A 21,320-nucleotide genomic window follows, 5' to 3' on the forward strand; every position below is an offset into this window, starting at 1 on the left:
ACAAGGGGCAGAAGTCGCAAGCAGTTCCGGCCTTCCGCCCGGTCACTTTCCAGGGAGGTATGCCCGATGCGTGCTCGACGAGTACGGAGAATTCACCGACGGGATTGGCGGCGGCTGTGGCGGTACTGCCGATGCGGGCTCCGTTGGCGCTGTCCGGACGCCCCCCCGCTGATGGCGGCACCGCCGAGACCCTGGGAGCCGCCGCTGGTTCCGACACCGGCACCGACACCGTCGGCATCCCGTCGGCCGACCAACCGACGAGCCGGGCTGGACAACCGGGCCGGCAGCCGGGCCGGCAACGTCAGGCCGACGCGGCGGCAGCAGCCGGCTCGGCTACCGCAGCGGGCGTGAGGCGGTGATCGGGCCATCGGCGCGGTGGCACCGCTTCGCCGCCCGGCGACGACGCGGGACCGGCAGCCACGTCCCGGAACATCCGTCGTACCGCTGCCTGAGCTGCGGGAACCCCTGGCCCTGTGCCCCGGCGCGGCTCTCCCTGCTGATCGGCTTCCGGGGCGACCGGATCGGCCTGCTGGTGTACCTCGCCGGACACCTCGCCCGCGCCCTGGAGGAACTGCCCGACACGCACCCCGCGCTGATCGCCGGCCAGATCCTGCACTGGGTGCCCCGGCGTCGCGCAGGAGACACGTCGTCAAGCTGAAACGGCTACCTCAGCCGGGTGGCAGGATTGGCCGGTGACCGGGTTGCCGACGGAGAAGGTGTCCAGCCGCGAGGCCGAGGTGCTCAGGCTGCTGGGTGCCCGGCTGTCGAACGCCGAGATCGCCGCCGAGTTGTTCATCTCGGTGCGTACCGTCGAAAGCCACGTCTCGGCGCTGCTCCGCAAGACCGGCGCGACCGACCGGCGGGCACTCACGGTGCTCGCGTCCCAACAGCAGGCCCTCGCGGCGCAGGCCGGTCGGACGACCGGGCCGCCCGTCCCCCGCACCAGCTTCGTCGGTCGGGAACCGGAGGCCGTCGCGGTGCGCGGCGCGCTCGCCGACACCCGGCTGGTGACGCTGACCGGAACCGGCGGGGTGGGCAAGACCCGACTCGCGGTGCAGAGTGCGCTGGCCAGCCAGCCGGACTTCCCGGCCGGGGTGGTCTTCGTCGACCTGGTCCCGGTCCGGGACGGGTTCGTCGCCCAGGCGGTCGCGACCGCCCTCGGCGTCGCGCAGACCTCGCAGCAGCCGCTGGTCGAGGCGGTACTGGCCCGGCTCGGCGACGGCCGGTGGCTGCTCGTCCTGGACAACTGCGAACACCTGCTGGACGGGGCCGCCGGCTTCGTCGAACTCGTCCTCACCGCCTGCCCAGGCACGACGGTACTGGCCACCAGCCGCGAACGGCTCAGCCTCACCGGTGAGCGGGTCCTCCCGGTGCCGCCGCTGCCGCCGGCCGACGCGCCGAAACTCTTCCGAGACCGGGCCCTTGCCGCCGACCCGGGATTCCTCGACGACCCGCCGGCCGTCGCCGAACTCTGCGCCCGGCTCGACGGCGTGCCGCTGGCCATCGAACTCGCGGCGGCGCGCGGCGTGTCACTGGGCGCCGCCGGGCTGCTGACGGCCCTGGACGACCAGCTCCGGCTGCTCGCCGGCAGCCGCAGCTCGGACGAGCGACACCGCTCGCTGCGTACCGTGATCGGCTGGAGTTACGACCTGCTGGAGCCGGCCGAGCAGGCCTTGTTCCGCAGGCTCGCCGTGTTCGCCGGCCGGTTCGACCTGGCCGCGGCGGTCGCGGTCAGCGGGACGGGCGGGCAGGCCGACGTGGTCGACCTGCTCGGCCGGCTGGTCGACAAGAGCCTGGTGGTGCACGAGCGCACCGCACGTCGGTGGCGGCTGCTGGCGGTGGTCCGCGCCTTCGCCCGCGAGCAGTCGGACCGGCACGGGGAACGCGCCGAGACCGCCGAGCGGCGGCGCGGCTGGGCCGCCGACGCCGCCGCCGACCTGGAGGTACGGCTCGACGGTGTCGGCCAGTCGGTGCAGGTCGGTGGAGACTGGCGGGACGACTTCGACGCCGTCGTCGACGACCTGCGGGCGGCCCTCGCGGAGACCCCGCCGGTACCCGATCCGCTGGCGCACCGGTTGGCGCGCTCGCTCGGGCACCTGGCGTACGCCAGGCGGTTCCTGACCGATGCGCTCGACTACTACCGGCAGGCGGCCGAACGTGCCCCGAGTGACGTCGAGGCAGCCCGCGACCTGCGCACCGCGTCGGACTGCGCGCACGTCGGCACCGCCTCCGGCGTGGACGCCGCCGAGCTGCTGCTGGCCTCCGCGGAGCGGGCCCGTGCCGGTGGCGACCGCAACGGCGAGGCCGTCACCCTGGCCCGGCTGGTGGAGCTGGCGAACCGGGGTTGTGGCCGAATCCCCGCACAGATCTCCGAACAACGGCTGCGCGGGCTGCTCGACGCGGCGGAGACCGCCGGCGACTGGGCCCAGCCTGCCGTCGCCGCCGCGCTGCGGCTCGCCGGGGCGTGGCAGACCGCCGGGCAGCGGGCCGGTCCAGACCCGTCGCTGGCCGAGGCCGCCCTCGCGGCGGCCCGGGTCACCGGGGACCCGGTGCTGATCAGCGCCGGTCTGGACGCGGTGGGCGCCGTGGCGGCGCTGGCCGGGCGGCTCCGCGAGGCGCAGCGGATCGTGATCGAACGGTTCGACCTGCTCGCCGTGATGGACCGCAACGACCCGAGGACCGCCTCGGAGATCGAGGACACCTTCAACGTCGCCGCCACCAACGCGTACCGCGCGGGCGACCTGCCCGGCGCGCGGCTCGTGGTGGAACGGGTCGCGGGCGACGAGTTGCTCGGCCGGCACTCCTACTTCTCGACCAGCGGAAGGATTCCGGTACTGATGCTCGCCGGCGAGTTCGACGAGGCGTTGGCACTCGCCGAGCGGGTCTGGGCCGGTTGGCAGCGCGCCGGCCGCCCGCCGGTCGGATGGTTGGCCGCGCCGATCGCCTTCACCGCGTTCGGCCACGGACTCCGTGGCGACCAGGGCCGCTTCCTGCTCTGGCGGCACCGGGTCACCGAAGTCCTCAGCCCGGATGGGGCAGGGGTGCTCGGGCCGGGTGCGGCCGGAGTAGTCGATCCGGGCTTGGTGGGTGGGCCAGCTCCCGCGTCGATCGTCTTCGCCGATGCCAGGGTGGCCGTCCACCGTGCCGATCTCGCCGGCGCGGCCGGCCTGGTCGAGCGGGCCTCCGCCGGGTTCCCGGGCGGCCGGTTCGAGCTGTACGCCCGCGCCGCCGGAGCCGAACTGGCGGTACTCGCCGACCTGCCGGATGCGGACGAACGGCTGGCGGCGGCGGTCGACTGCGCGGCCGAGCACGACTGGGCCACGGCCTGCCTGTCCCGGGCCCGGTGGCGCCGGACCGGCGATCCTGCCGCACTGGCTGCCGCGGTCGTCGGCTTCGAGAAGATCTCCGCCCGGTTCGAACGGGCCTGCACCCTGCTGCTCGACCCGGAACGCGCCGCCGAGGGACGCGCCGAACTCGCCACCCTCGGCGTCCCCGTGCCCGGGGCGTGAGGACGTCCCCGTGCCCGGGCATGAGCGACCGGTGCCGGCCGGCCCTCGCCACGCCGGAGCGGAGCGAGGGCCGGCCGGCACCGGCGGAGGCTCAGCCCTGCTTCGAGCCGGTCGGCCGGTAGCTGAGCATGACCACGCCGGAGTCGAGCACCCGCTGCCCAGCGAACTCCAGCGACATGCTGGCGGTCTCCCGGAAGAGCAGGTCGCCGTCCTGCTCACCGCGTCCACTGCCGACCAGGACCGGAGTCAGCCAGAATCGCACCTCGTCCAGGAGGCCGTGCTCCAGCAGGGTGCGCGCGAGCCGGCCGAAGCCGTACATCAGGATGTCCTGGCCCGGCTGTCGCTTCAGGGCGGCGACCTCCTCGGCCACGTTCCCGTTGATGATCGTCGTGTTCTGCCACTCCGCCTTCTCCAGCGTCGTGGAGACCACGTACTTGGCAATCGTGTTCATCCGGTCGGCGAAGCCGGTCCCGTCCGGCGGCATGTTCGGCCAGGCCTGGGCGAAACCGTCGTAGGTGGGGCGGCCGAGCAGCAGCGCATCGCTGGCGAAGAGCTGGTCGAGGGCGTACCGCTGGCCTTCGGAATCCATGTAGGGCAACGACCACAGGTGCGGGTTGCCGATGACCCCGTCCAGGGAGACGAAGGTCGACGCGATCACCTTCCGGTTCGTGTCGGGTCGGGTGGTGGTGCTGGTTGCCTCGGACATGTTCCTGGTCCTTCCGAATCCTCTGGTGTGCTGTCGGACATTCTTGGTGTTTCGTCGGGAAGTCGTGCGGTGGTGCGTCGCTAGTCGGGCATCTTGATCAGATCGGCGGCGTGCAGGGCCGCCGCCAGCGCGTCCGGATGTCCGGTCCGGGCGTAGACGTCCGCTGCCGTGTCGGCGAACTTGATGACGTGCTCGTCGCCGTGCGAGACCGCCCTATCGAGTACCTCGGCCAGTGCGTCGGGCCAGGCCGGGACGGTCGGCAGTGCCGAGTCGGGGGCCGGCTCGGTGGGGGCGTACCCGGCGAAGACCGCAGCGGTGGCCGTCCAGACCGCCGACAGGCTCGGCGCCCACAGCCGGGTCGGCAGGGCGGGCAGCGCCTGTAGCACGGCGTTGGGCGCGGTCGCCGTGTGTACCAGGAGTACCGGATGGCCGTGCCCGTGCCGGAGGTACCGCAGGGTCGCCGCCGTTACCAGGTCGGTGAGCCGGGCGCGGGCATCCTCGGGATCGGTGGCCGGACGCAGCGCGCCGACCGACCGGGGCCAGCCGTCGAGCCGGGCCACCTGGCCGAGCCGGGCAGCCACCCCACCCTGCTGCTCGGGGATGCGCGGCACCAGGTCCAGGGCGCTACCGGGTTCGAGCCGGCCGACCGGCTCGTCCGCGGGCGGCAGGGCGGTGGACCGGGCGGCCCAGAACGCCAGCCCGTGCGCGAGTTCGGTGACCGCGACACTGTTCTCCGGACCGGCCAGCAGGGTCCGTACGACGTGCCCGACCCGGATCACCCCGTGCGCCGTACCGGCGGCGATGCCGGGCAGCAACCGCGGCCACCAGGTACCCAGTACCTCCCGCCACGGCCGCTCGGCGAGGAGTCGGGCGAAGTACGACGCCCAGTCCGCGACCCGCCGCCCGTCGCCCAGCGCGTCGGTCCAGTTGTCGTCGCCGATCGGGTCACCCGCCGACGGCAGGTCGTCCAGCCGACGGGCGTACCTGTCGATCCAGCGGTGCACCTCGGCACCCCGTCCGCGCCGGACCAGCACCTCCACCGCCATCGGACCGTGGTTGCTCAGTTCGTGCTCGCCCCACTCCGGTCCGGTGTGGTGGAAGCGGTGGTACGCCTCGGCCAACGTTCCGGCACTCATTCGGTTCACCCCCTCGCAAGCTCTTTCGGGTACGGCAACCAGCCTCGCAGCCAGAGCCGGTACGGACATCCGTGCTGAGCACGGACACGAGTACGGACCGGAGCACCAAGGTCGAGCACGGACCGGAACGACAAACGGCCCCCACCTGTGTCGGCACAGGTGAGGACCGTTGTCCGGGTCGACGGGGGCGACCGCCCGGAGCAGGAGCCTAGATCCGGGCGAGTGCGGAGCGCAGCGGGTCCAGGCCGAGCGACCCGAGGTCGAGCGCGGCCCGGTGGAACTCCTTGAGGTCGAAGGCGGCACCCTTGCGGGCCTTCGCCTCCTCCCGGGCCTGCATCCAGATCCGCTCGCCGACCTTGTACGACGGCGCCTGCCCCGGCCAGCCCAGATAGCGGTTCAGTTCGAAGCGCAGGTTCTCGTCCGGCACCCGGCAGTGCGCCCGCATGAACTCCCAGCCCAGCTCGGGAGTCCACCGCTGGCCCGGGTGGAAGCCGAACGGGTTGTCCCGGGGGATTTCCAGCTCCAGGTGCATGCCGATGTCCACGATCACCCGGGCGGCCCGGAACGCCTGCCCGTCCAGCATGCCGAGCTTGTCGCCGGGGTCGGCGAGGTAGCCCAGCTCGTCCATCAGCCGCTCGGAGTAGAGCGCCCAGCCCTCGCCGTGGCCGGAACTCCAGCAGAGCAGCCGTTGCCAGCGGTTGAGCAGGTCGGCCCGGACCTGCGTCTGCGCCACCTGGAGGTGGTGCCCCGGCACACCCTCGTGGAAGACGGTGGTCACCTCGCGCCAGGTGGAGAACTCGGTGATGCCCTGCGGCACCGCCCACCACATCCGGCCCGGCCGGGAGAAGTCCTCGCTCGGGCCGGTGTAGTAGATGGCGCCGTCGCTGGTCGGCGCGAGGCAGCACTCGATCCGGCGTACCTGTTCCGGGATGTCGAAGTGCGTGCCGTGCAGCTCGGCGATCGCCTTGTCGGCCAGTGCCTGCATCCAGTCCCGGAACGCCTCCTTGCCCTGGATCCGGCGGGCCGGGTCGGCGTCCAGCGCGGCGGCCGCCGCGTCGATGTCGGCGCCCGGACCGGCGATCTCCGCCGCGACCGTGCGCATCTCGGCCTCCAGCCGGGCCAGCTCCTCGAACCCCCACGCGTACGTCTCCGCGAGGTCGACGCGGGCGCCGAGGAAGTACTGCGAGGCGAGTTCGTAGCGGTCCCGCCCGGCGGCCTGCTTCTCCCGGCCCAGCGGGGCGAGTTCGTCGCGCAGGAAGTGCCCGAAGGCGGCGGTGGCGGCGGTGGCCGCGGCGGCGCCCCGGCGCAGTTCGGCGGCGAGCGCGGGCTCGGCCTCCAGCCGCTCGACCAGGGAGTGGAAGAAGTTGTCGCCGTCCGGGTCGGTCCAGATGCCGCACTGCTTGGCGACCTCGACGATCTGCACCCGGGAGCTGACGTGCCCGGCCTCGGCGGCGGTACGCAGCGTCGTCTTGTAGGACTCCAGCGTCCCGGCGAACTTGCCCAGCCGGGTGGCGATGTTGCCGACCGCCTCGGCACCCTCGGTCGGCATCAGGTCGAAGACCTGCCGCAGATCGTGCAGCCCGCTGGCGATGACGTTCAGCTCACTGGCCGTCTCGCCCGCCTCGTACCGGGCGAGTTCCAGGCCCAGCCGCTCCTGCATCGCCTCCTTCGCGGTCCGTTCCGCCTCGGAGTCCGGCTCGGTGCCGTCGAGCGCGGCGAGCGTACGCCGGGTCAGTTCGGCCTGTCCGGCGAAGCCGTCCGGCGAGAGGTCGCCGAGCTGGTCGTCGTAGCCGCCGATGCCGACGAAGGTCGCGCCGACGGGATTGAGCCGGGCCCAGTCGTCGACGTAGCGGTCGGCCAACTCGTTGATTCGTCCCACGCCGACGACCCTACGGGATTTCGGCGGCTTCGCTCACCCGCGTTACCGGCGCGGCGGTGCCGCCGGACGAGCGGCGATCAGGGCAGCAGCTCGCGCGGGTCGAAGTCGATCTCGAAGGGCTCGCCGGCCTGCAGCCGCTGCCCGCAGACCGCCTCGGCGGTGCGCCGGTATTCGCCGTCGGTCAGGCTGAACAGCTCGACGGCGGCGTGCCGGAGCCGGCGGACGATCTCCACCCGCATGAAGTAGGGGACGCCGCCCTCGGCGCACCGTTTCGGCTTGTCGACGAAGTCCTGCTTCCGGCTGCCCTGCGAGACGAACTCGACCGCCATGGTGCAGAGCCGCACCGGCACCCACTTGTCCTCCTCGTCGGTCTGCGGCAGCGCGTGCAGGATCGTGATGTCCGGCTGGATCCACTGCCGCAACTCGAAGGTGAGGTTGACCGGGCCGCATACGTAGAACCCGGCCGCCTGCGCGGCCGGGGCGAGCAGGTGGGCGAGTGCCATCGCACCGTAGCTGTTGGCACCGACGACTGCCGGGGTCTTCGTCAACGTTCCGTTGATGCACTCGTAACGTGCGGTAGGCAGTGCCGGCAGCGGAAGATAGCGGTCGGCGAGCTGGGTTGTCCACATGCCGTCGAAGTCCACAAGCGGGTCGAACTGTGCCGGCATGGCCATGGGTCACCTCCTCGACGCGGTCGACGGTACCAACCCATTGTCCGGGATCTGTGGCGCTGGACACGGGGGGCGGGAAATCGCGGGACAATGTCGCACCCCTGGCCCAGAGTGTCAGGGGTGACTACGGCTACCACCCCTGACAAGGCTGCTCTCCGCTCCTGGCTGCCGGGCTTCATCGCGCTCGGTGCCATCTGGGGATCGAGCTTCCTGTTCATCAAGGTCGGCATCCGGGAACTGCACCCGGTCTACGTCACCCTCGGCCGGGTCGGCACCGGCGCGATCACCCTGCTGGTGGTGCTCGCGCTGCTCCGCGACCGGCTGCCCCGCGACCCGGTGCTCTGGCTGCACACCGCCGTTCTGGCGGCGGTCGGGGTGGCCCTGCCGTTCACCCTCTTCGGCTACGGCGAGCAGCGGGTCTCCTCGATGCTCGCCGGCATCTGGAACGCCACCACCCCGCTGCTGGTGCTGCCGCTGGCGGTGCTGGTGTTCCGCACCGAGCGGATGACCGCCCGCCGGGGGGTCGGGCTCGGCCTCGGCTTCGCCGGGGTGCTGGTGGTGCTGGGGGTGTGGCAGGGACTCGGCGGTGCCGAGTTCACCGGCCAGCTGATGTGCCTCGGGGCGGCGGCCTGCTACGGGGTGTCGATCCCGTACCAGAAGCGGTTCGTCGCCGGTCGGGCCGAGTCCGGGCTGGCGATCTCCGCCTGAATCCACCGGGGTGTGGTCGGGGTGAGGCGTGTTGAACGAGTGAGGGTGCTTCCTGGGCAGGGAAAATCGTGGTTACCACACCAATGATTCACCTACCCAAGGAGCACCCTCGTGGTGTCAGCATCGCACAGCTTGGATCGGCTTGTTGTCAGCGCGGATGACGGTAATGCCGTGTCGGATGCGGGTCTGCTGGTGGCGGCGTCGTTGGGGCAGCGGCTGGGTCTGCCTGGGCTGTTGCGGGAGCATGTGACGGTGCCGGGCAGTCTGGGCGCGCATCCGGACGACAAGTGCCTGACGGTGATCCACTCGCTGCTGGCCGGTGGGGACTGCATCGATGATGTGGCCGCGTTGCGGGCCGGGTCGACCCAGGCGGTGCTGGGTCACCGGGTGGCGGCGCCCTCGACGGTCGGGTCGTTTCTGCGGGCGTTCGGGTTCAACCACGCCCGGCAACTCGATGTGGTCGCCCGCCGGCTGCTGGCCCGGGCGGTCGCCGCCGGGGCGTCACCCGGCCTGACCGAGTCGGTGACGGTGGACATCGACTCCACGCTGTGTGAGACGTACGGGCTGGGCAAAGCCGGCGCGCGGGAGGTGATGCGCACCGGACGGCGGGGCTATCACCCCCTGCTCGCGGTGATCGCCGGCACCGGCGACGTCGCGCACGCCCGACTGCGGCGGGGCCGGTCCAACGACGCCACCGCCGCGCCGGTGTTCATCAAGGAGACCATCGGCCGTGTGCGGGCCGCCGGCGCAGCCGGGAACCTCGTGTTCCGGATGGATTCCGGGTTCTACCTGCACGACGTGGTCGCCGCCTGCCGGGCCGCCGGAGTGCGGTTCTCCATCGGCGCCCGCATGATCGGCAACCTGAAACACGTCATCCCCGCCATCGACGACACCGCCTGGACTCCGATCGACTACTTCCTACCCGGCGCCGCCGTCACCGAGATCACCTGGACCCCGTTCACCCAGGACACCCACGGCCACGACCGGCCCAACCCGGCCCCGGTCCGGCTGATCGTGCGCCGCACCCCCTGCACCGACGCGTTGGCCCGCAACACCGGCCGCGCCGCCCAACAGGCTCTGTTCCCCGTCTACGACTACCACCCGTTCATCACCGACCGCGACGGGCCGATGCTCGACCTGGAAGCCGACCACCGCCGCCACGCCGAGGTCGAACTAGCCATCCGCGACCTCAAACACGGCATGGGCCTGGCCCACCTACCCACCAAAAGCTTCGGCGGCAACGCCGCCTGGCTGGTCCTGAACACCATCGCCCACAACCTGACCCGCTGGACCGCCCGCCTCGGCCTCAGCCTGCCCCGCGTCACCGCCAAGACCGTCCGCCGCAAGATCTACACCGTCGGCGCACGCCTCACCCGCACCGCCCGCCGCCTGCACCTACACCTACCCCGCGCCTGGCCCTGGGCCGACGCGCTCCTCACCGCCCTGCACCGCATCCGCGCCCTGCCCCCACCCGCCGGCTAACCACACCAACACCGACCACCACGACCAGGACCACGGAGCAAGCCGGACAGACCGGCAGACCCGACCTGCCCAGCACCCCCACCCATCAGCGGCGGTCAATCCCCACACACCGGCACGCCCACCTCACCAACCACCGGTGGATCCAGGCTCCGCCGCACAGCTGGTGATGGCGACGGCACAGCTCGGCATCGCCGCGCCGCTGATCGCCGGTGCCCCGCCGGTGCCGACCCGGCTCTCCGTCGACGTGATCGCCAGCGTGCTGGCCCTGGGCGCGCTCGGCACCGGCCTCGCGTTCGTGATCAACATGCGGAACATCCGGCTGGCCGGCGCGAGTACGGCTTCGATGGTCACCTACGTCATCCCGGTCTTCGCGGTGCTTATCGGGGTACTCGCGCTCGGCGAGCACCTGGCCTGGTACCAGCCGGTCGGCGCGGCGATCGTACTGGCCGGGGTGGCGGTCTCGCAGGGGTTGTTCGGCCGGCGGCGTCCCGCCGTACCGGCCGGGATGCCGCCCGAGCTGACCAGCTCAGCCCGGGTGTGAGCCGGTCCACTCCAGCAGCTCTCCGGCCGACCAGGTGTTGACCACCCGCTCCGCCGGTACGCCGCACAGCACCGCCCTCTCACAGCCGAATCGCTGCCAGTCGAGCTGGCCCGGGGCGTGCGCGTCGGTGTCGACGGCGAACCGGCAGCCCGCCTCCACGGCCAGCCGGAGCAGCCGCTTCGGCGGGTCCTGCCGCTCCGGCCGAGAGTTGATCTCGACAGCCTTGTCGTACTCGGCACACGCGGCGAAGACCGCCTCGGCGTCGAACTCGCTCGGCGGCCGGGTACGCGCCCGGTGTCCCCGGTCGCCGGGACCGGTCACCCCGGGCGGCCGGGACGAGACCATCCGCCCGGTGCAGTGGCCCAGGATGTCCAGGTGCGGGTTGGCGACCGCGGCCAGCATCCGCCGGGTCATCCGGGCCTTCGGGTCCCGCAGGTTGCTGTGCACCGAGCCGACCACCACGTCCAGCCGGGCCAGCAGCTCCTCGTCCTGGTCCAGCGAACCGTCGTCGAGGATGTCCACCTCGATCCCGGTGAGGATCCGGAAGCCCTCCGGCAGCGCGTCGTTGACCGCCGCGACGTAGTCGAGCTGCCGGCGCAACCGGGCGGCGGTCAGCCCCCGGGCCACGGTCAGCCGGGGCGAGTGGTCGGTGAGTACCAGATATTCGTGCCCCAGCTCGACGGCGGCGAGCGCCATCTCCTCGATCGGCGAACCGCCGTCCGACCAGTCGGAGTGGCTGTGGCAGTCGCCGCGCAGCGCCGCTCGCAACGCGGCGGCCTCCTCGCCCAGGTCGAGTCCCTCGGTGGCGAGCAGCCGGCGCAGATAGACCGGCTCCTCGCCGCGCAGCGACTCGGCGACGGTCCGGGCGGTCACGTCGCCGACCCCGGGAAGTTCGGTGAGGGTGCCCGCCCCGGCCCGGCTCGCCAGCTCCTCGGCGGGCAGCTCGGCCAGGACCTTCGCGGCCGACCGGAACGCCCTGACCCGGAAGGTGGCCTCGTTCGCCCGCTCCAGCAGGAAGGCGATTCGGCGCAGGTCGGCGAGGGGGTCCCGTCCGGTCATGCCGATCAGGTTAGCCAGTGAAGCCTCCTCCTGACCCGCCAAGTCGGCTCCGATCCTCGGCAAGTCGGCTCCGATCCTCGGCAAGTCGGCGGAACGGGGTTGCCGGGCTTCGAAGCTCGTCGTAGTGTCCGTCCGCCGCCGCCCGCGTAGCACGCGTCCGGGCGGGAGGCATCTCACGGGGGAGGACAGAAGGTGGTCGCCACTTTCCGCGCGCTGGCGTCGGTGCTGATGCTCGCCGGGTTCTACGTCGTCGCACTCGTCCAGTTCGGCGGTGCGGTGGCCCTGGGCATCTGGCTCACGTCGGTACTCAACGGCGTACTCGCACTGAAGATCGTCTTTCCGCTCTTCGTGGCCACGGTCGGCGCCGTCTCGGTCGCGCTCTGGAAGGCGATCCGGGCCAGGCCGGAGCCGCCGGAAGGGCTACCGGTCGGCCCCGACCAGGCCCCGGAGCTGTGGCGTACGGTGCACGAGCTGGCCGGCGTGGTCGGCACCCGGGTACCGGACGAGATCCGGCTGCTGCCCGAGGTCAACGCCGCGGTGACCGAGGACGCCAAACTGCTCGGCCTGATCAGCGGCCGGCGAATCCTCTACATCGGACTGCCCCTGCTCCAGGCGATGAGCGTCGACCAGGTCCGCTCGGTACTCGCACACGAGCTGGGGCACTACTCGGGGCGGCACACCCGGCTCGGCGCGGTGGCGTACCGGGGCCGGCTCGCGCTCGGCGGCACCATCAACCGGATCGGTCCGGGCAACCCGGTCGGCTGGGTGTTCAAGGGCTACGCCCGGCTCTACCTGCTGGTCGACAACGCCGCCTCGCGGCGGCAGGAACTGGAGGCCGACCGCGCCTCCGTGCAGGTCGCCGGGCGGGCCGCCGCCGCGTCCGCACTGCGCGAACTGCCGGTCCTCGACGCGGCCTGGGGCTTCTACTTCCAGCGGTACGTGCACCCCGGATGGGAGGCCGGGTTCGTCCCCGACGATCTCTTCGGCGGCTTCTACGCCCTGCTCGGCGCCCGGCAGGCGGAACTGGCGGAGCTGCGCGGGAACGAGCCGGACGGCACCGGATCACGCTGGGACACCCACCCGCCGATCCCGGAGCGGATCTCGGTGATCGCCACCGCCCCCGACGTACCCCGACCGGCCGACAACCGGCCCGGCTACGCACTCCTCCCGCAGATCGCCGCGCTCGGCCGGCGGCTCCAGGACCGGGTCGTCGACGTCGGCGACCGGCAGGTGCTGCCCTGGCCGCAGTTCACCCACGCGATGGTCGCGGCCGGCGTGCAGCGGCAGACCGACGCCGTCTTCCGGGCGCTCGGCCGGTTCACCGGGGCGCCCGAGCCGGGCCTGCCGGTGCTGTTCGAGGTGGTCCAGGCGGGCCGGCTGGGCGAGTTCGCCGAGCAGTTCTTCCCGAACGCCGACCGCCCCGAGGCGACCCGCAGGTTCGCCGAGCCGATGGAGACGCTGTTGCAGAGCGCGGCGGTCACCGCGCAGGTGGCCTGGTGGCAGCACTCCTGGTCCGAGCCGGCCAGGCTGGTCGGACGGGACGGTAGGCCGATCTCGTTCGCCGAGATCGCCGAACTGGCCGTCTGGGCGCAGACCCTGCCCGAGGCGGTCGGCCGGCTCACCGGGCTCGGCATCGACCCCACGCACGGCCGGGTGGTGCAGCGCAGGGCCACCGCCAGCGGCGCCCGGCTGCTCGCCGGGCTCGCCAACATCAAGGTCGACGGCGTCGAGCACGACGTGCTGATGCTCAACCGCGGGCTGGTCCTGGTCGGCAACCCCGGCAAGGCCGACAAGGGTACGAAGCGGCTGCGTGAACTGGTCAGCTCCACCCCGGTCGCCGAACTGGCCGGCCGGCACCAGTTCCTGCCGTTCGAGGAGGTCGCCGGCGCCACCATCCGCAAACAGGTGCCGTTGAAGGCCGAACTCGTGCTGCACGACGGCCGCCGGCTGGCGTTGCAGGAGGCGTGGAGCAGCGAACTGCTGGAGAAGAAGAGCCGCGACACCCTGCTGGAGGCGCTGCGGTCGTTCGGCGAGAGCTGACCCGGCTCGGCCGTCCCGGGCGCGGCCAGGGCTTGGCCTTTCGGGCGCGGCCAGGGGCTCGGCCTTTCGGGCGCGGCCAGGGGCTCGCCGGTGTCGGGATGCGGCCGTACCCTGGCGGCCATGCGCACGATCGACTGGGTTGACGGTGCCGTCGAACTGATCGACCAGACCGCCCTGCCGGGCCGGCTCACCGTGCTCCGGCTGGACACCGTCGACGAACTGGTCGCGGCGATCCAGCGGCTCGCCGTACGCGGGGCTCCGGCCCTCGGCGTGGCCGGTGCGCTCGGGGTCGCGCTCGCCGCGCACCGGCCGGGCGACACCACGGCGGCGGTACACCTGCTGGAGCACGCGCGGCCGACGGCGGTGAACCTGGCCCGGGGCGTACGCCGGGCCGCCGCCCGGCTGCCCGAGGGCGCCGACGCGGTACTCGCCGAGGCGCTGACCGTCCGGGACGAGGAGATCGCCGCCTCGGCCGCGATGGCCAACCTCGGCGCCGACCTGCTGGCCGAACTCTGCGGGGAACGCCCCCGACTGCTCACCCACTGCAACACCGGCGCGCTGGCGGCGGTGGTCGGCGGCACCGCCCTCGGCGCGGTACTCGAACTGCACCGCCGGGACGCCCTCGGCGCCGTACTGGCCAGCGAGACCCGGCCGCTGTTGCAGGGTGCCCGGCTGACCGCCTGGGAACTGGGCCGGGCCGGCGTGCCGTACCGGGTGGCGGTGGACGGGGCGGGTCCGTTCCTGATGGCCCGGGGCGAGGTCGACGGGGTGGTGCTCGGCGCCGACCGGATCTGCGCCAACGGCGACGTGATCAACAAGATCGGCACGTACGCGCACGCGCTCGGCGCCCGCCGGGCCGGTATCCCGTTCGTGGTCGTCGCGCCGGAGTCGACAGTCGACCCGGACACGGCCGACGGTGCGCAGGTCGAAATCGAGGACCGGGGCGCCGCCGAGGTGCTGTCGTACGGCCACCCGCCGGAGCAGCGGGACGACCTGCGGGAGCGAGACGACTCGGGGGAGCGGGACGACCTGCGGGAGCGGGATGGCCGGCCGGCCGGGGTGGGTGCGGGCGACGCGGTGAACCCGGCCTTCGACGTGACGCCGTACGAGCTGGTCACGGCGATCGTCACCGAGCGGCGGGTGATCAGGCTGGATCGGGGGGAGCGGGTCTGACCGCGGTGACCGTACGCCGGTCCTCGGCCACCCCGGTCACCCAGCCACCGGCCCGACCGAGCCCGAGCAGCGCGTCGGGCCGGGCCGGCAACTCCACCGAGTCGCCCGCCCGGGGCGGCCACGCCCGCCGGGCCGCCGAGCCGGGCGCCAGCCAGTCGCGCAGCGCGCCGATCGGATCCGCCGCGCCGAGCGCCGCGCGGGCGCCGTCGAGTTCCCGCAGTACGGCATCCAGCGCCGGCCCGACCGCCGCCGCGTTGCCGCCGCACATCGCCGCGACCAGGTCCGGGCGGGTCGCCGCGACCCGGGTGCCGTCCCGGAACGAGCCGGCGGCCAGGGTGCCGGCCAGCGGATCGGCGGCGGCGACCGCCGCGACCGCGCTGGCCAGCAGATGGGGTACGTGACTGACGGCGGCCACCGCCCGGTCGTGTTCGGCGGCGACCGCTGGCACCACCCGGGCACCGAGGCCGGTCAACACCGCCGCCAGCGTCAACCAGTCGGCCGTCGAGGTCGTCCCCGGTTCGAGGCAGAGCACCCAGGCACAGCCGGTGAAGAGCGCCGGATCGGCGGCACCGAAGCCGGAGGTCTCCCGGCCCGCCATCGGGTGCCCGCCGACGAAACCGGCCCGCCGGTCCGTACCGCCGTGCGGGTGCCGGCCGACCAGGTGCCGCTCCACCAGGAGGCGCACCGGCTCCTTGACCGAGGTGACGTCGGTGACCAGTCCGGTGTAGCCGGAGCCGGCGATCTCGTCGAGCACCCCGGCCACCGCCGGCAGCGGTACGGCGACCACCACCAGTTCGGCGCCGGCCACCGCGTCGCGTACCGTCCGGGCGACCTGCCAGCGGTGTGCCGGCGGCGCCTGTGCGGCGGCGGTCCGGGCGGTGGCCCTGGTCGCCGGGTCGGCGTCGTAGCCGAGCACCGCGTGACCCGTCGAGGCCAGTGCCCGCAGCACCGAGCCGCCGATGAGTCCGAGCCCGATCACCGCGACGTCCACGACCGGAACTCTCGCACACCGGATCCAGGCGGCCGAACAGGCTCGGCGCGCCGAGCCTACGGCGCCTTCGGCAGCCGTCGCGACTACGGCGCCTTCGGGCAGCCGTTGTCGGCCCGCCAGTCCCGCACCTTGGCGGCCGGCGACGTGTTCCGCTTCTTCCGCCAGGCGTCCAGGAACGACGCCGGCCAGACGACGCCGCGCCGGATCCACCAGTCGGCGGTCTTCTGGCACGGCGGCGAGATGCCGAAGTGCAGGTGGCAGACGTTGTTGGCGTTGCCGGTCCTGCCCACCGTGCCGACCTGCTGCCCGGCGCGCACCCGGACGCCCGCCTCGATGCCGCCGGTCACGTTCGTCAGGTGTGAGCCGTAGTAGCGGACGCCGTCGTCGCCGAGCAGCGAGACCGACTTGCCGCCGTTGTCCGGCCCCTGCGGCCCGGACTTGCTGTACCGGTCGACCCGGCTCACCTCGAGGACCCGGCCGCTCGTCACGGCGACCACCGGCGAGCCGCAGTTGGCGAAGATGTCGGTGGCCGGGTACGCCGAGTGGGTCGGGTGGTAGGCGACGTTCCCGGTCTGCACCGGGAAGACGTACTTGCCGCTGCCGCCGTTCGCCGGCGGTGGGGTGCTGGGCTTCTTCGACGGCGACCTGCTCGGCTTCGCGCTGGCGGTCGGCGTCGGCGTCGGCACGGCGCTCGGCGTCCCGTCCCCGGCGGACGGGCTCGACGTGGCCGAGGTGTCCATCGGCTCGAAGGCCGGCGCGCCGCTCGGCTGTCGGGTGTCGGCGCAACCGGCGGCAAGCGCGGTCACCGTCACCAGCAGGACGGCGACCGGGTACGCCCGCCGCCGGCCGACCCGACCCGGTTCCGCTGATCCTCCCCATGGCATCCGGTCATAGTGGCAGACCCGCCCCGAGCCCGCCGGCCCGGAGCGCCCGCTCCCACCCCCGGACGGCATCCGTACCCGCCGCACGGCGTCCAGTTGACGGTTCCGGGGCAGCGTCCGTCCCTGCGTCGGGCGGTGTCGCCAAAGGTCGCGAGCCGGTCGGTTGGCGGGATCGACGGGTAGGCTGCGGACGGACGGCTCGACCGGCCCGGCTGGATCGTCACGGTCGGGTGGAGCCCGTTATGGGCACCCGGACCGCTGTGCCCGGGTGGGAAGGAGCGGGGATCGTGGCGGAACAGCCGGCACTGCAACCCCGGCCCGGTCCGACACCCCCCGGATCGCCCCAGCCGAACCAGCCCGGCGAGCCGGACCGGGCCGGGCAGCCGCCCCAACCGGGGGTGCTGCAACCCGGCATGCTGGTCCCACCCGGGATGCCGTTCCGCGCCCCGCCGTCGCCGGGTGTCGAGCACCGGCCGCCGACATGGCAGCCGCGACCCTTCGGACACACCCCCTCCGGTCTCTTCCCGGCCAGCCCGCCGCCCGCGCACACCCACCCGACCTACCGGGAGCCCCATCCGGTACGCCCCGGGGCCGTCACCGCGGGTGGCGCCTCCGCCGCCGCCTGGCTGCTCGCCTTCGGCCTGCTCGGGCACGACCTGCGCGGGTACGTGTTGTGGACGCTGCTGGCCGGCGGGACGGCCTGGCTGACCGCGCTGCTGCTGACGGTCCGGGGCAACCGGGGCGCCGGCCTGGGTGTCGCCCTGACCACCGCCGTGGGCTGGGCGATCGCCGCAGCGGCTCTGGTGACGCGCTGGTACACAAGCGGTGACTGGCCGTTGTGGTAGCGGGCTCACGTCCCGATGTGCCCCGGTCGAGGATCGTTCACCACGGCTCCGTGGAGCGAAGGGGTTGTTGCGGAGCGCTACCGGTCTTGACGAACCGGGCCGGACTCGGCACTCTCGGCGGTATGGCCTGGACAGAGCATCGGCTCGACCCTGAACGCAGCCGTCGCCGGTTGCAGCTCCTCGCCGAGCTCGCCGGGGCGAAGTCGGTGCGGGAGCGGGAGCATCCCCGCCGTGCCCGCGTCGACCGGCTGCGCGAACTGATCGCCACCCGTCGCCGCCTGGCGAACTGAGTCCACCGCTACCCGTCCTTAGCTCACCGCTACCCGTCGCCAGTGGGTCCGCCCAGTCGGTCGGCCCCGGCGAACTGATTCGGCAGCCTCGCCCACCTCGATTTCCCCGGCCCTTCCTTCGGGGCGTTGCGTGGGCCCGGCTGGATACGACCGGATACCGTCACGCGTGACAGAGAGCCGGCTGTGCACCGGAGGTCGGCGTGATGTGCGGCCGGGGGCCGCTGGGTAACTTGGGGGGACCGTGTCGTACTTCGCCGCGGCGGTGGTGCGCCGCCCGTCCGGCTGGGCCGCGACAGAAGTTGATCTTAACGGTGCGGGTGACATCGACGAGGTCGCCGAGCTGCTCCGCGACGTCGACCCGGACGCCGAGATCTCGCTGCTGTTCGTCGAGTCCGACGACGCCTACCTGGCCGTCATGCGTCTCGACGAGGGCGATGACCTGCGGGTCTTCGGCTCGGATTCGGCGTTCGCCGAGGAGTCGCGGCTCGGGGCCCTGCTCGTCGGTGACATCAAGGCTCCGGCCCTGGACATCGACGACGTGGTCGAGCCGGTGGAGCGGGCGGCCGGGGCGGCCGACGACGACGAGAACGAGCCGACCGTCGACCCGGACGCCGATCCGGTAGGTGACGCCGACCTCCTCGCCGACCTCGGCATCTCGGCCCACCGCCTGCTGGCGCTCTGCGCGCACGAGGGGATGCTGCCGGCCGACGTGACCGCCGAGGTGTGCCAGATCATCGGCTGCGCCAACGAGGTCGAGGACCTCCGCGAGGCGTGACCGGACCAGCGGGTCGAAGCCCGGGCGAGTCGGACCTGCCGGGCCAGCCGCTGGCCGGGCGCCGGCACCGGCACGAGGCGTGGATGCGGCGCGCCCTCGAGGTCTCCCGAACGCCATCCGCCGCGCTACCGGCCGAAGACGTCCCGGTCGGTGCGGTGGTCTACGGTCCCGACGGTACGGAGTTGTCGAGCGCCCGCAACGAGCGGGAGTTGACCGGCGACCCGACCGCGCACGCCGAGATCCTCGCCCTGCGCCGAGCCGCCCGGACGGTCGGCGCCTGGCGACTGACCGGTTGCACCCTGGTGGTGACACTGGAACCGTGCACGATGTGCGCCGGTGCGCTGGTGCTCGCCCGGATCTCCACGCTCGTCTTCGGCGCGTGGGAGCCGAAGACCGGCGCGGTGGGCTCGCTCTGGGACGTCGTACGCGACCGGCGGCTCAACCACCGCCCGGAGGTGTACGGCGGTGTCCTGGCCGCCGAGTGCGCCGCCGCCCTGCGATCCTTCTTCCGCTGATCCGCCGCTGTTCGATCCGTCGCAGAGTTTTCCACAGTTCGGCGAATGTTGTGCACACCCCTGTGGATAACCCTGGCCAGTTTGTGGAAGTCAGCTCGCCGGTACCGCCGGTAGGGCCGCTGCCGGCGGAAGCTGCCCCGGACGAGCCGGCCCGGGGTATCCCGGCTGGGTCGGCGGGGCGTGCTCCGGTTCGGCCCGTACCGACGTCTCGGCCGGCAGCAGTACCGTGACGACCAGTCCGCCGCCGTGCCGGGGCTCGGCCCGGACCGAGCCGCCGTGCGCGCCGGCGACCGCCCGGACGATCGACAGCCCGAGCCCGAAGCCCCGGCCGCCGCCGACCCGCTCCTGGCGCAGCCGGCGGAACGGCTGGAACATCGTCTCGACCTCGTACCCCGGCACCACCGGGCCGGTGTTCGCCACCACCAGGCTCGCCCAACCGTCGACGGTGCCGGTGCTGACCCAGACCTGGCCGCCGGCCGGGACGTTGTGCCGCAGCGCGTTCTCCAGCAGGTTCTGGGTCAACCGTTCCAGCAGCACCGGATCCCCGGTGGTACGCGCCGGAGCCAACTGCCGGTACACCGGCAGCTCCGTACCCAGTTGCTCGGCGACGTGCCCGACCACCTCGGCCAGGTCGACCGAGGTACGGTCCACCACCTGCTGCTCCGAGTCGGCGAGGGTGAGCAGCCCGTCGATCAACCGCTCGTGCCGCTCGTTGACCGCCAGCAGCGTCTCGCCGAGCTGCCGCAACTCGGCCGGCGCCCCGGGCCGGGTGATCGCGAGTTCCAGCAGTGACCGGTTCAGCGCCAGCGGCGTACGCAGCTCGTGCGAGGCGTTGGCGACGAACCGCCGCTGCCCGTCGAAGGACTGGTCCAGCCGTTCCAGCATCAGGTTGAAGGTGTCGGCGAGTTCCCTGACCTCGTCCCGGGGGCCGTCCAGCGCGATCCGCTCGTGCAGCCCGCGACCGGCGATGCCGGCTCCGGCGATCCGCCGGGCGGTACCGGTGATCTGGTGCAGCGGTTGCAACGCCCGGCCGGCGATCAGCCAGCCGAAGGCGAACGCGGTCGCCGAGACGATGGCGAGTGCGATGCCGCCCTGGGTCAGCAGGCTCTCCAGGGCGTTCTGCCGGGCCTCGTCCTGCACCTGCCGGGCGAAGACCCGGAGCTGTTCGGCGTCCCCCGGGTCGATGATCCGGTCGAGTTTCGGCGCCGGCGCACGGTTCAGCGTGACCCCGAAGGTCGCGGGCATCTGTTGGGAGACCAGGACGTAGGTGACCGCCAACAGCACCACCCCGGCGAGCAGGAAGAGGCCGCCGTAGACCAGGGTCAGGCGGGCGCGGATCGTGAGTCGTTTCACCTGATCTGATACCCCACTCCCGGCACGGTCTCGACGATCTGCGGATCGCCGAGCTTGCGGCGCAACTTCATCACTGTCACCCGGACGACGTTTGTGAACGGGTCGATGTGCTCGTCCCAGGCCCGCTCCAGCAGTTCCTCGGCGGATACCACCGCACCGCCGGCCCGCATCAGCTCGGCGAGCACCGCGAACTCCTTGCGGGAGAGCGCGACGTACCGGCCGTCGCGGTAGACCTCGTGCCGGGCCGGGTCGACCACCAGACCGGCCCGGGTCAGCTTCGGCGGTGCGGCCGGCCTGGCCCGCCGGATCAGCGCGTGTACCCGGGCGGAGAGTTCGACGAGCGCGAACGGCTTGATCAGATAGTCGTCGGCGCCCAGGGCGAGCCCGGCCACCCGGTCGCGTACGGCGGCTGCGGCGGTGAGCATCAGCACCCGGGTCGCGCCCCCGCCCTCCACGATCGCCCGGCACACGTCGTCGCCGTGCACCACCGGCAGATCCCGGTCGAGCACCACCACGTCGTAGTCGTTGACGCCGAGCCGTTCCAGGGCCGCGTCGCCGTCGTACGCGACGTCGACGGCGAACGCCTCCCGGCGCAACCACTCGGCGACGGCGTCCGCCAACAGCTTCTCGTCCTCGACCACCAGTACCCGCACCGTTCCATGGTGACTCGGTCGCGGATAACGGCGCCGTAAACGTCGACGGTTACGCCCCGGATACGGGCCGACGACTTGACTTTGTCCGTATCGGCCGGCGAACCGCGCCGGCC

Annotated in this window: 17 protein-coding genes and 3 pseudogenes; 11 read left to right on the forward strand and 9 right to left on the reverse strand. The window is 72.9% G+C overall.

The features are described 5' to 3' along the window. Positions 1–355: 355 nt before the first annotated feature. Together O7626_RS35705 and O7626_RS35710 are read left to right on the forward strand one after the other, a co-directional pair. A complete protein-coding gene (locus O7626_RS35705; protein WP_278065374.1) occupies positions 356–658 on the forward strand; it encodes a flavin reductase in 303 nt (100 codons plus the stop codon). 34 nt (positions 659–692) lie between these two features. Next, on the forward strand, positions 693–3,509 hold the full coding sequence (locus tag O7626_RS35710) for a LuxR C-terminal-related transcriptional regulator (protein WP_278065375.1): 2,817 nt from the start codon (positions 693–695) through the stop codon (positions 3,507–3,509). Between the two features lie 91 nt (positions 3,510–3,600). Here the strand turns inward: O7626_RS35710 and O7626_RS35715 are convergent, their stop codons facing one another. The 4 genes from O7626_RS35715 to O7626_RS35730 all read right to left on the reverse strand — a co-directional run bounded on the left by O7626_RS35715 (position 3,601) and on the right by O7626_RS35730 (position 7,904). Continuing rightward, positions 3,601–4,215: a dihydrofolate reductase family protein gene (locus O7626_RS35715; RefSeq protein WP_278065376.1), complete on the reverse strand. Its 615-nt coding sequence runs from the start codon at positions 4,213–4,215 to the stop codon at positions 3,601–3,603. An 80-nt stretch (positions 4,216–4,295) separates the two neighbouring features. Beyond that, positions 4,296–5,351, reverse strand: a complete 1,056-nt coding sequence (locus O7626_RS35720) for a questin oxidase family protein (RefSeq protein WP_278065377.1) — start codon at positions 5,349–5,351, stop codon at positions 4,296–4,298. Between the two features lie 208 nt (positions 5,352–5,559). Next, positions 5,560–7,230 (reverse strand): DUF885 domain-containing protein, encoded by a 1,671-nt coding sequence (locus O7626_RS35725; protein ID WP_278065378.1) that lies wholly within the window; start codon positions 7,228–7,230, stop codon positions 5,560–5,562. Between the two features lie 77 nt (positions 7,231–7,307). Further along, positions 7,308–7,904 (reverse strand): Uma2 family endonuclease, encoded by a 597-nt coding sequence (locus O7626_RS35730; RefSeq protein WP_278065379.1) that lies wholly within the window; start codon positions 7,902–7,904, stop codon positions 7,308–7,310. Positions 7,905–8,021: 117 nt separating this feature from the next. On the opposite strand from O7626_RS35730, the pseudogene O7626_RS35735 reads away from it, so the two are divergent. The 3 genes and pseudogenes from O7626_RS35735 to O7626_RS35745 all read left to right on the forward strand — a co-directional run. After that, a pseudogene (locus O7626_RS35735) lies at positions 8,022–8,606 on the forward strand (DMT family transporter); the annotation flags it as partial. Between the two features lie 117 nt (positions 8,607–8,723). After that, complete coding sequence (locus O7626_RS35740; protein ID WP_278062977.1) at positions 8,724–10,091, forward strand: IS1380 family transposase; 1,368 nt, start codon at positions 8,724–8,726, stop codon at positions 10,089–10,091. A gap of 148 nt (positions 10,092–10,239) precedes the next feature. Further along, positions 10,240–10,578 (forward strand): annotated as a pseudogene (locus tag O7626_RS35745) (DMT family transporter); the annotation flags it as partial. Positions 10,579–10,617: 39 nt separating this feature from the next. On the opposite strand, the gene O7626_RS35750 reads toward O7626_RS35745, so the two are convergent. Then, positions 10,618–11,691: a PHP domain-containing protein gene (locus O7626_RS35750; protein WP_278065380.1), complete on the reverse strand. Its 1,074-nt coding sequence runs from the start codon at positions 11,689–11,691 to the stop codon at positions 10,618–10,620. A gap of 192 nt (positions 11,692–11,883) precedes the next feature. On the opposite strand from O7626_RS35750, the gene O7626_RS35755 reads away from it, so the two are divergent. Together O7626_RS35755 and mtnA are read left to right on the forward strand one after the other, a co-directional pair. Beyond that, a complete protein-coding gene (locus tag O7626_RS35755; protein ID WP_278065381.1) occupies positions 11,884–13,731 on the forward strand; it encodes a M48 family metallopeptidase in 1,848 nt (615 codons plus the stop codon). A 120-nt stretch (positions 13,732–13,851) separates the two neighbouring features. Next, positions 13,852–14,904 carry an S-methyl-5-thioribose-1-phosphate isomerase gene (gene mtnA / locus O7626_RS35760; RefSeq protein ID WP_278065382.1) on the forward strand — a complete coding sequence of 351 codons (1,053 nt, stop codon included), beginning with the start codon at positions 13,852–13,854 and terminating at the stop codon, positions 14,902–14,904. Here mtnA and O7626_RS35765 read toward each other — a convergent pair. After that, positions 14,876–15,895, reverse strand: coding sequence for a prephenate dehydrogenase/arogenate dehydrogenase family protein (locus O7626_RS35765; RefSeq protein WP_278065383.1), 1,020 nt, complete (start codon positions 15,893–15,895; stop codon positions 14,876–14,878). The genes mtnA and O7626_RS35765 overlap by 29 nt on opposite strands. Before the next feature lie 83 nt (positions 15,896–15,978). Continuing rightward, positions 15,979–16,779 carry a M23 family metallopeptidase gene (locus tag O7626_RS35770; RefSeq protein WP_278065384.1) on the reverse strand — a complete coding sequence of 267 codons (801 nt, stop codon included), beginning with the start codon at positions 16,777–16,779 and terminating at the stop codon, positions 15,979–15,981. A gap of 506 nt (positions 16,780–17,285) precedes the next feature. Here O7626_RS35770 and O7626_RS41645 point away from each other — a divergent pair. The 4 genes and pseudogenes from O7626_RS41645 to tadA form a co-directional block, all read left to right on the forward strand. Then, positions 17,286–17,621 (forward strand): annotated as a pseudogene (locus O7626_RS41645) (hypothetical protein); the annotation flags it as partial. 122 nt (positions 17,622–17,743) lie between these two features. Continuing rightward, positions 17,744–17,911: a hypothetical protein gene (locus O7626_RS35780; RefSeq protein WP_165436896.1), complete on the forward strand. Its 168-nt coding sequence runs from the start codon at positions 17,744–17,746 to the stop codon at positions 17,909–17,911. 241 nt (positions 17,912–18,152) lie between these two features. Then, positions 18,153–18,686 carry a tRNA adenosine deaminase-associated protein gene (locus tag O7626_RS35785; RefSeq protein ID WP_278065386.1) on the forward strand — a complete coding sequence of 178 codons (534 nt, stop codon included), beginning with the start codon at positions 18,153–18,155 and terminating at the stop codon, positions 18,684–18,686. Between the two features lie 35 nt (positions 18,687–18,721). Beyond that, on the forward strand, positions 18,722–19,201 hold the full coding sequence (gene tadA / locus O7626_RS35790; RefSeq protein WP_278066466.1) for a tRNA adenosine(34) deaminase TadA: 480 nt from the start codon (positions 18,722–18,724) through the stop codon (positions 19,199–19,201). Positions 19,202–19,291: 90 nt separating this feature from the next. On the opposite strand, the gene O7626_RS35795 is transcribed toward tadA, so the two are convergent. Together O7626_RS35795 and O7626_RS35800 are read right to left on the reverse strand one after the other, a co-directional pair. Continuing rightward, on the reverse strand, positions 19,292–20,554 hold the full coding sequence (locus O7626_RS35795) for a HAMP domain-containing sensor histidine kinase (RefSeq protein WP_278065387.1): 1,263 nt from the start codon (positions 20,552–20,554) through the stop codon (positions 19,292–19,294). Further along, positions 20,551–21,207: a response regulator transcription factor gene (locus tag O7626_RS35800; protein ID WP_278065388.1), complete on the reverse strand. Its 657-nt coding sequence runs from the start codon at positions 21,205–21,207 to the stop codon at positions 20,551–20,553. The genes O7626_RS35795 and O7626_RS35800 overlap by 4 nt, the downstream gene beginning before the upstream one ends. Positions 21,208–21,320 lie beyond the last annotated feature (113 nt).

It is taken from the genome of Micromonospora sp. WMMD1102 (assembly GCF_029626265.1).
Lineage (GTDB): Bacteria > Actinomycetota > Actinomycetes > Mycobacteriales > Micromonosporaceae > Plantactinospora.

Excerpts from the sequence above, each read along its gene's own strand:
- O7626_RS35715 (WP_278065376.1), bottom strand. The coding sequence starts at position 4,215 with ATGTCCGAGGCAACCAGCACCACCACCCGACCCGACACGAACCGGAAG.
- O7626_RS35770 (WP_278065384.1), bottom strand. The coding sequence starts at position 16,779 with ATGCCATGGGGAGGATCAGCGGAACCGGGTCGGGTCGGCCGGCGGCGG.
- mtnA (WP_278065382.1), top strand. The coding sequence starts at position 13,852 with ATGCGCACGATCGACTGGGTTGACGGTGCCGTCGAACTGATCGACCAG.
- O7626_RS35730 (WP_278065379.1), bottom strand. The coding sequence starts at position 7,904 with ATGGCCATGCCGGCACAGTTCGACCCGCTTGTGGACTTCGACGGCATG.
- O7626_RS35750 (WP_278065380.1), bottom strand. The coding sequence starts at position 11,691 with ATGACCGGACGGGACCCCCTCGCCGACCTGCGCCGAATCGCCTTCCTG.
- O7626_RS35780 (WP_165436896.1), top strand. The coding sequence starts at position 17,744 with ATGGCCTGGACAGAGCATCGGCTCGACCCTGAACGCAGCCGTCGCCGG.
- O7626_RS35720 (WP_278065377.1), bottom strand. The coding sequence starts at position 5,351 with ATGAGTGCCGGAACGTTGGCCGAGGCGTACCACCGCTTCCACCACACC.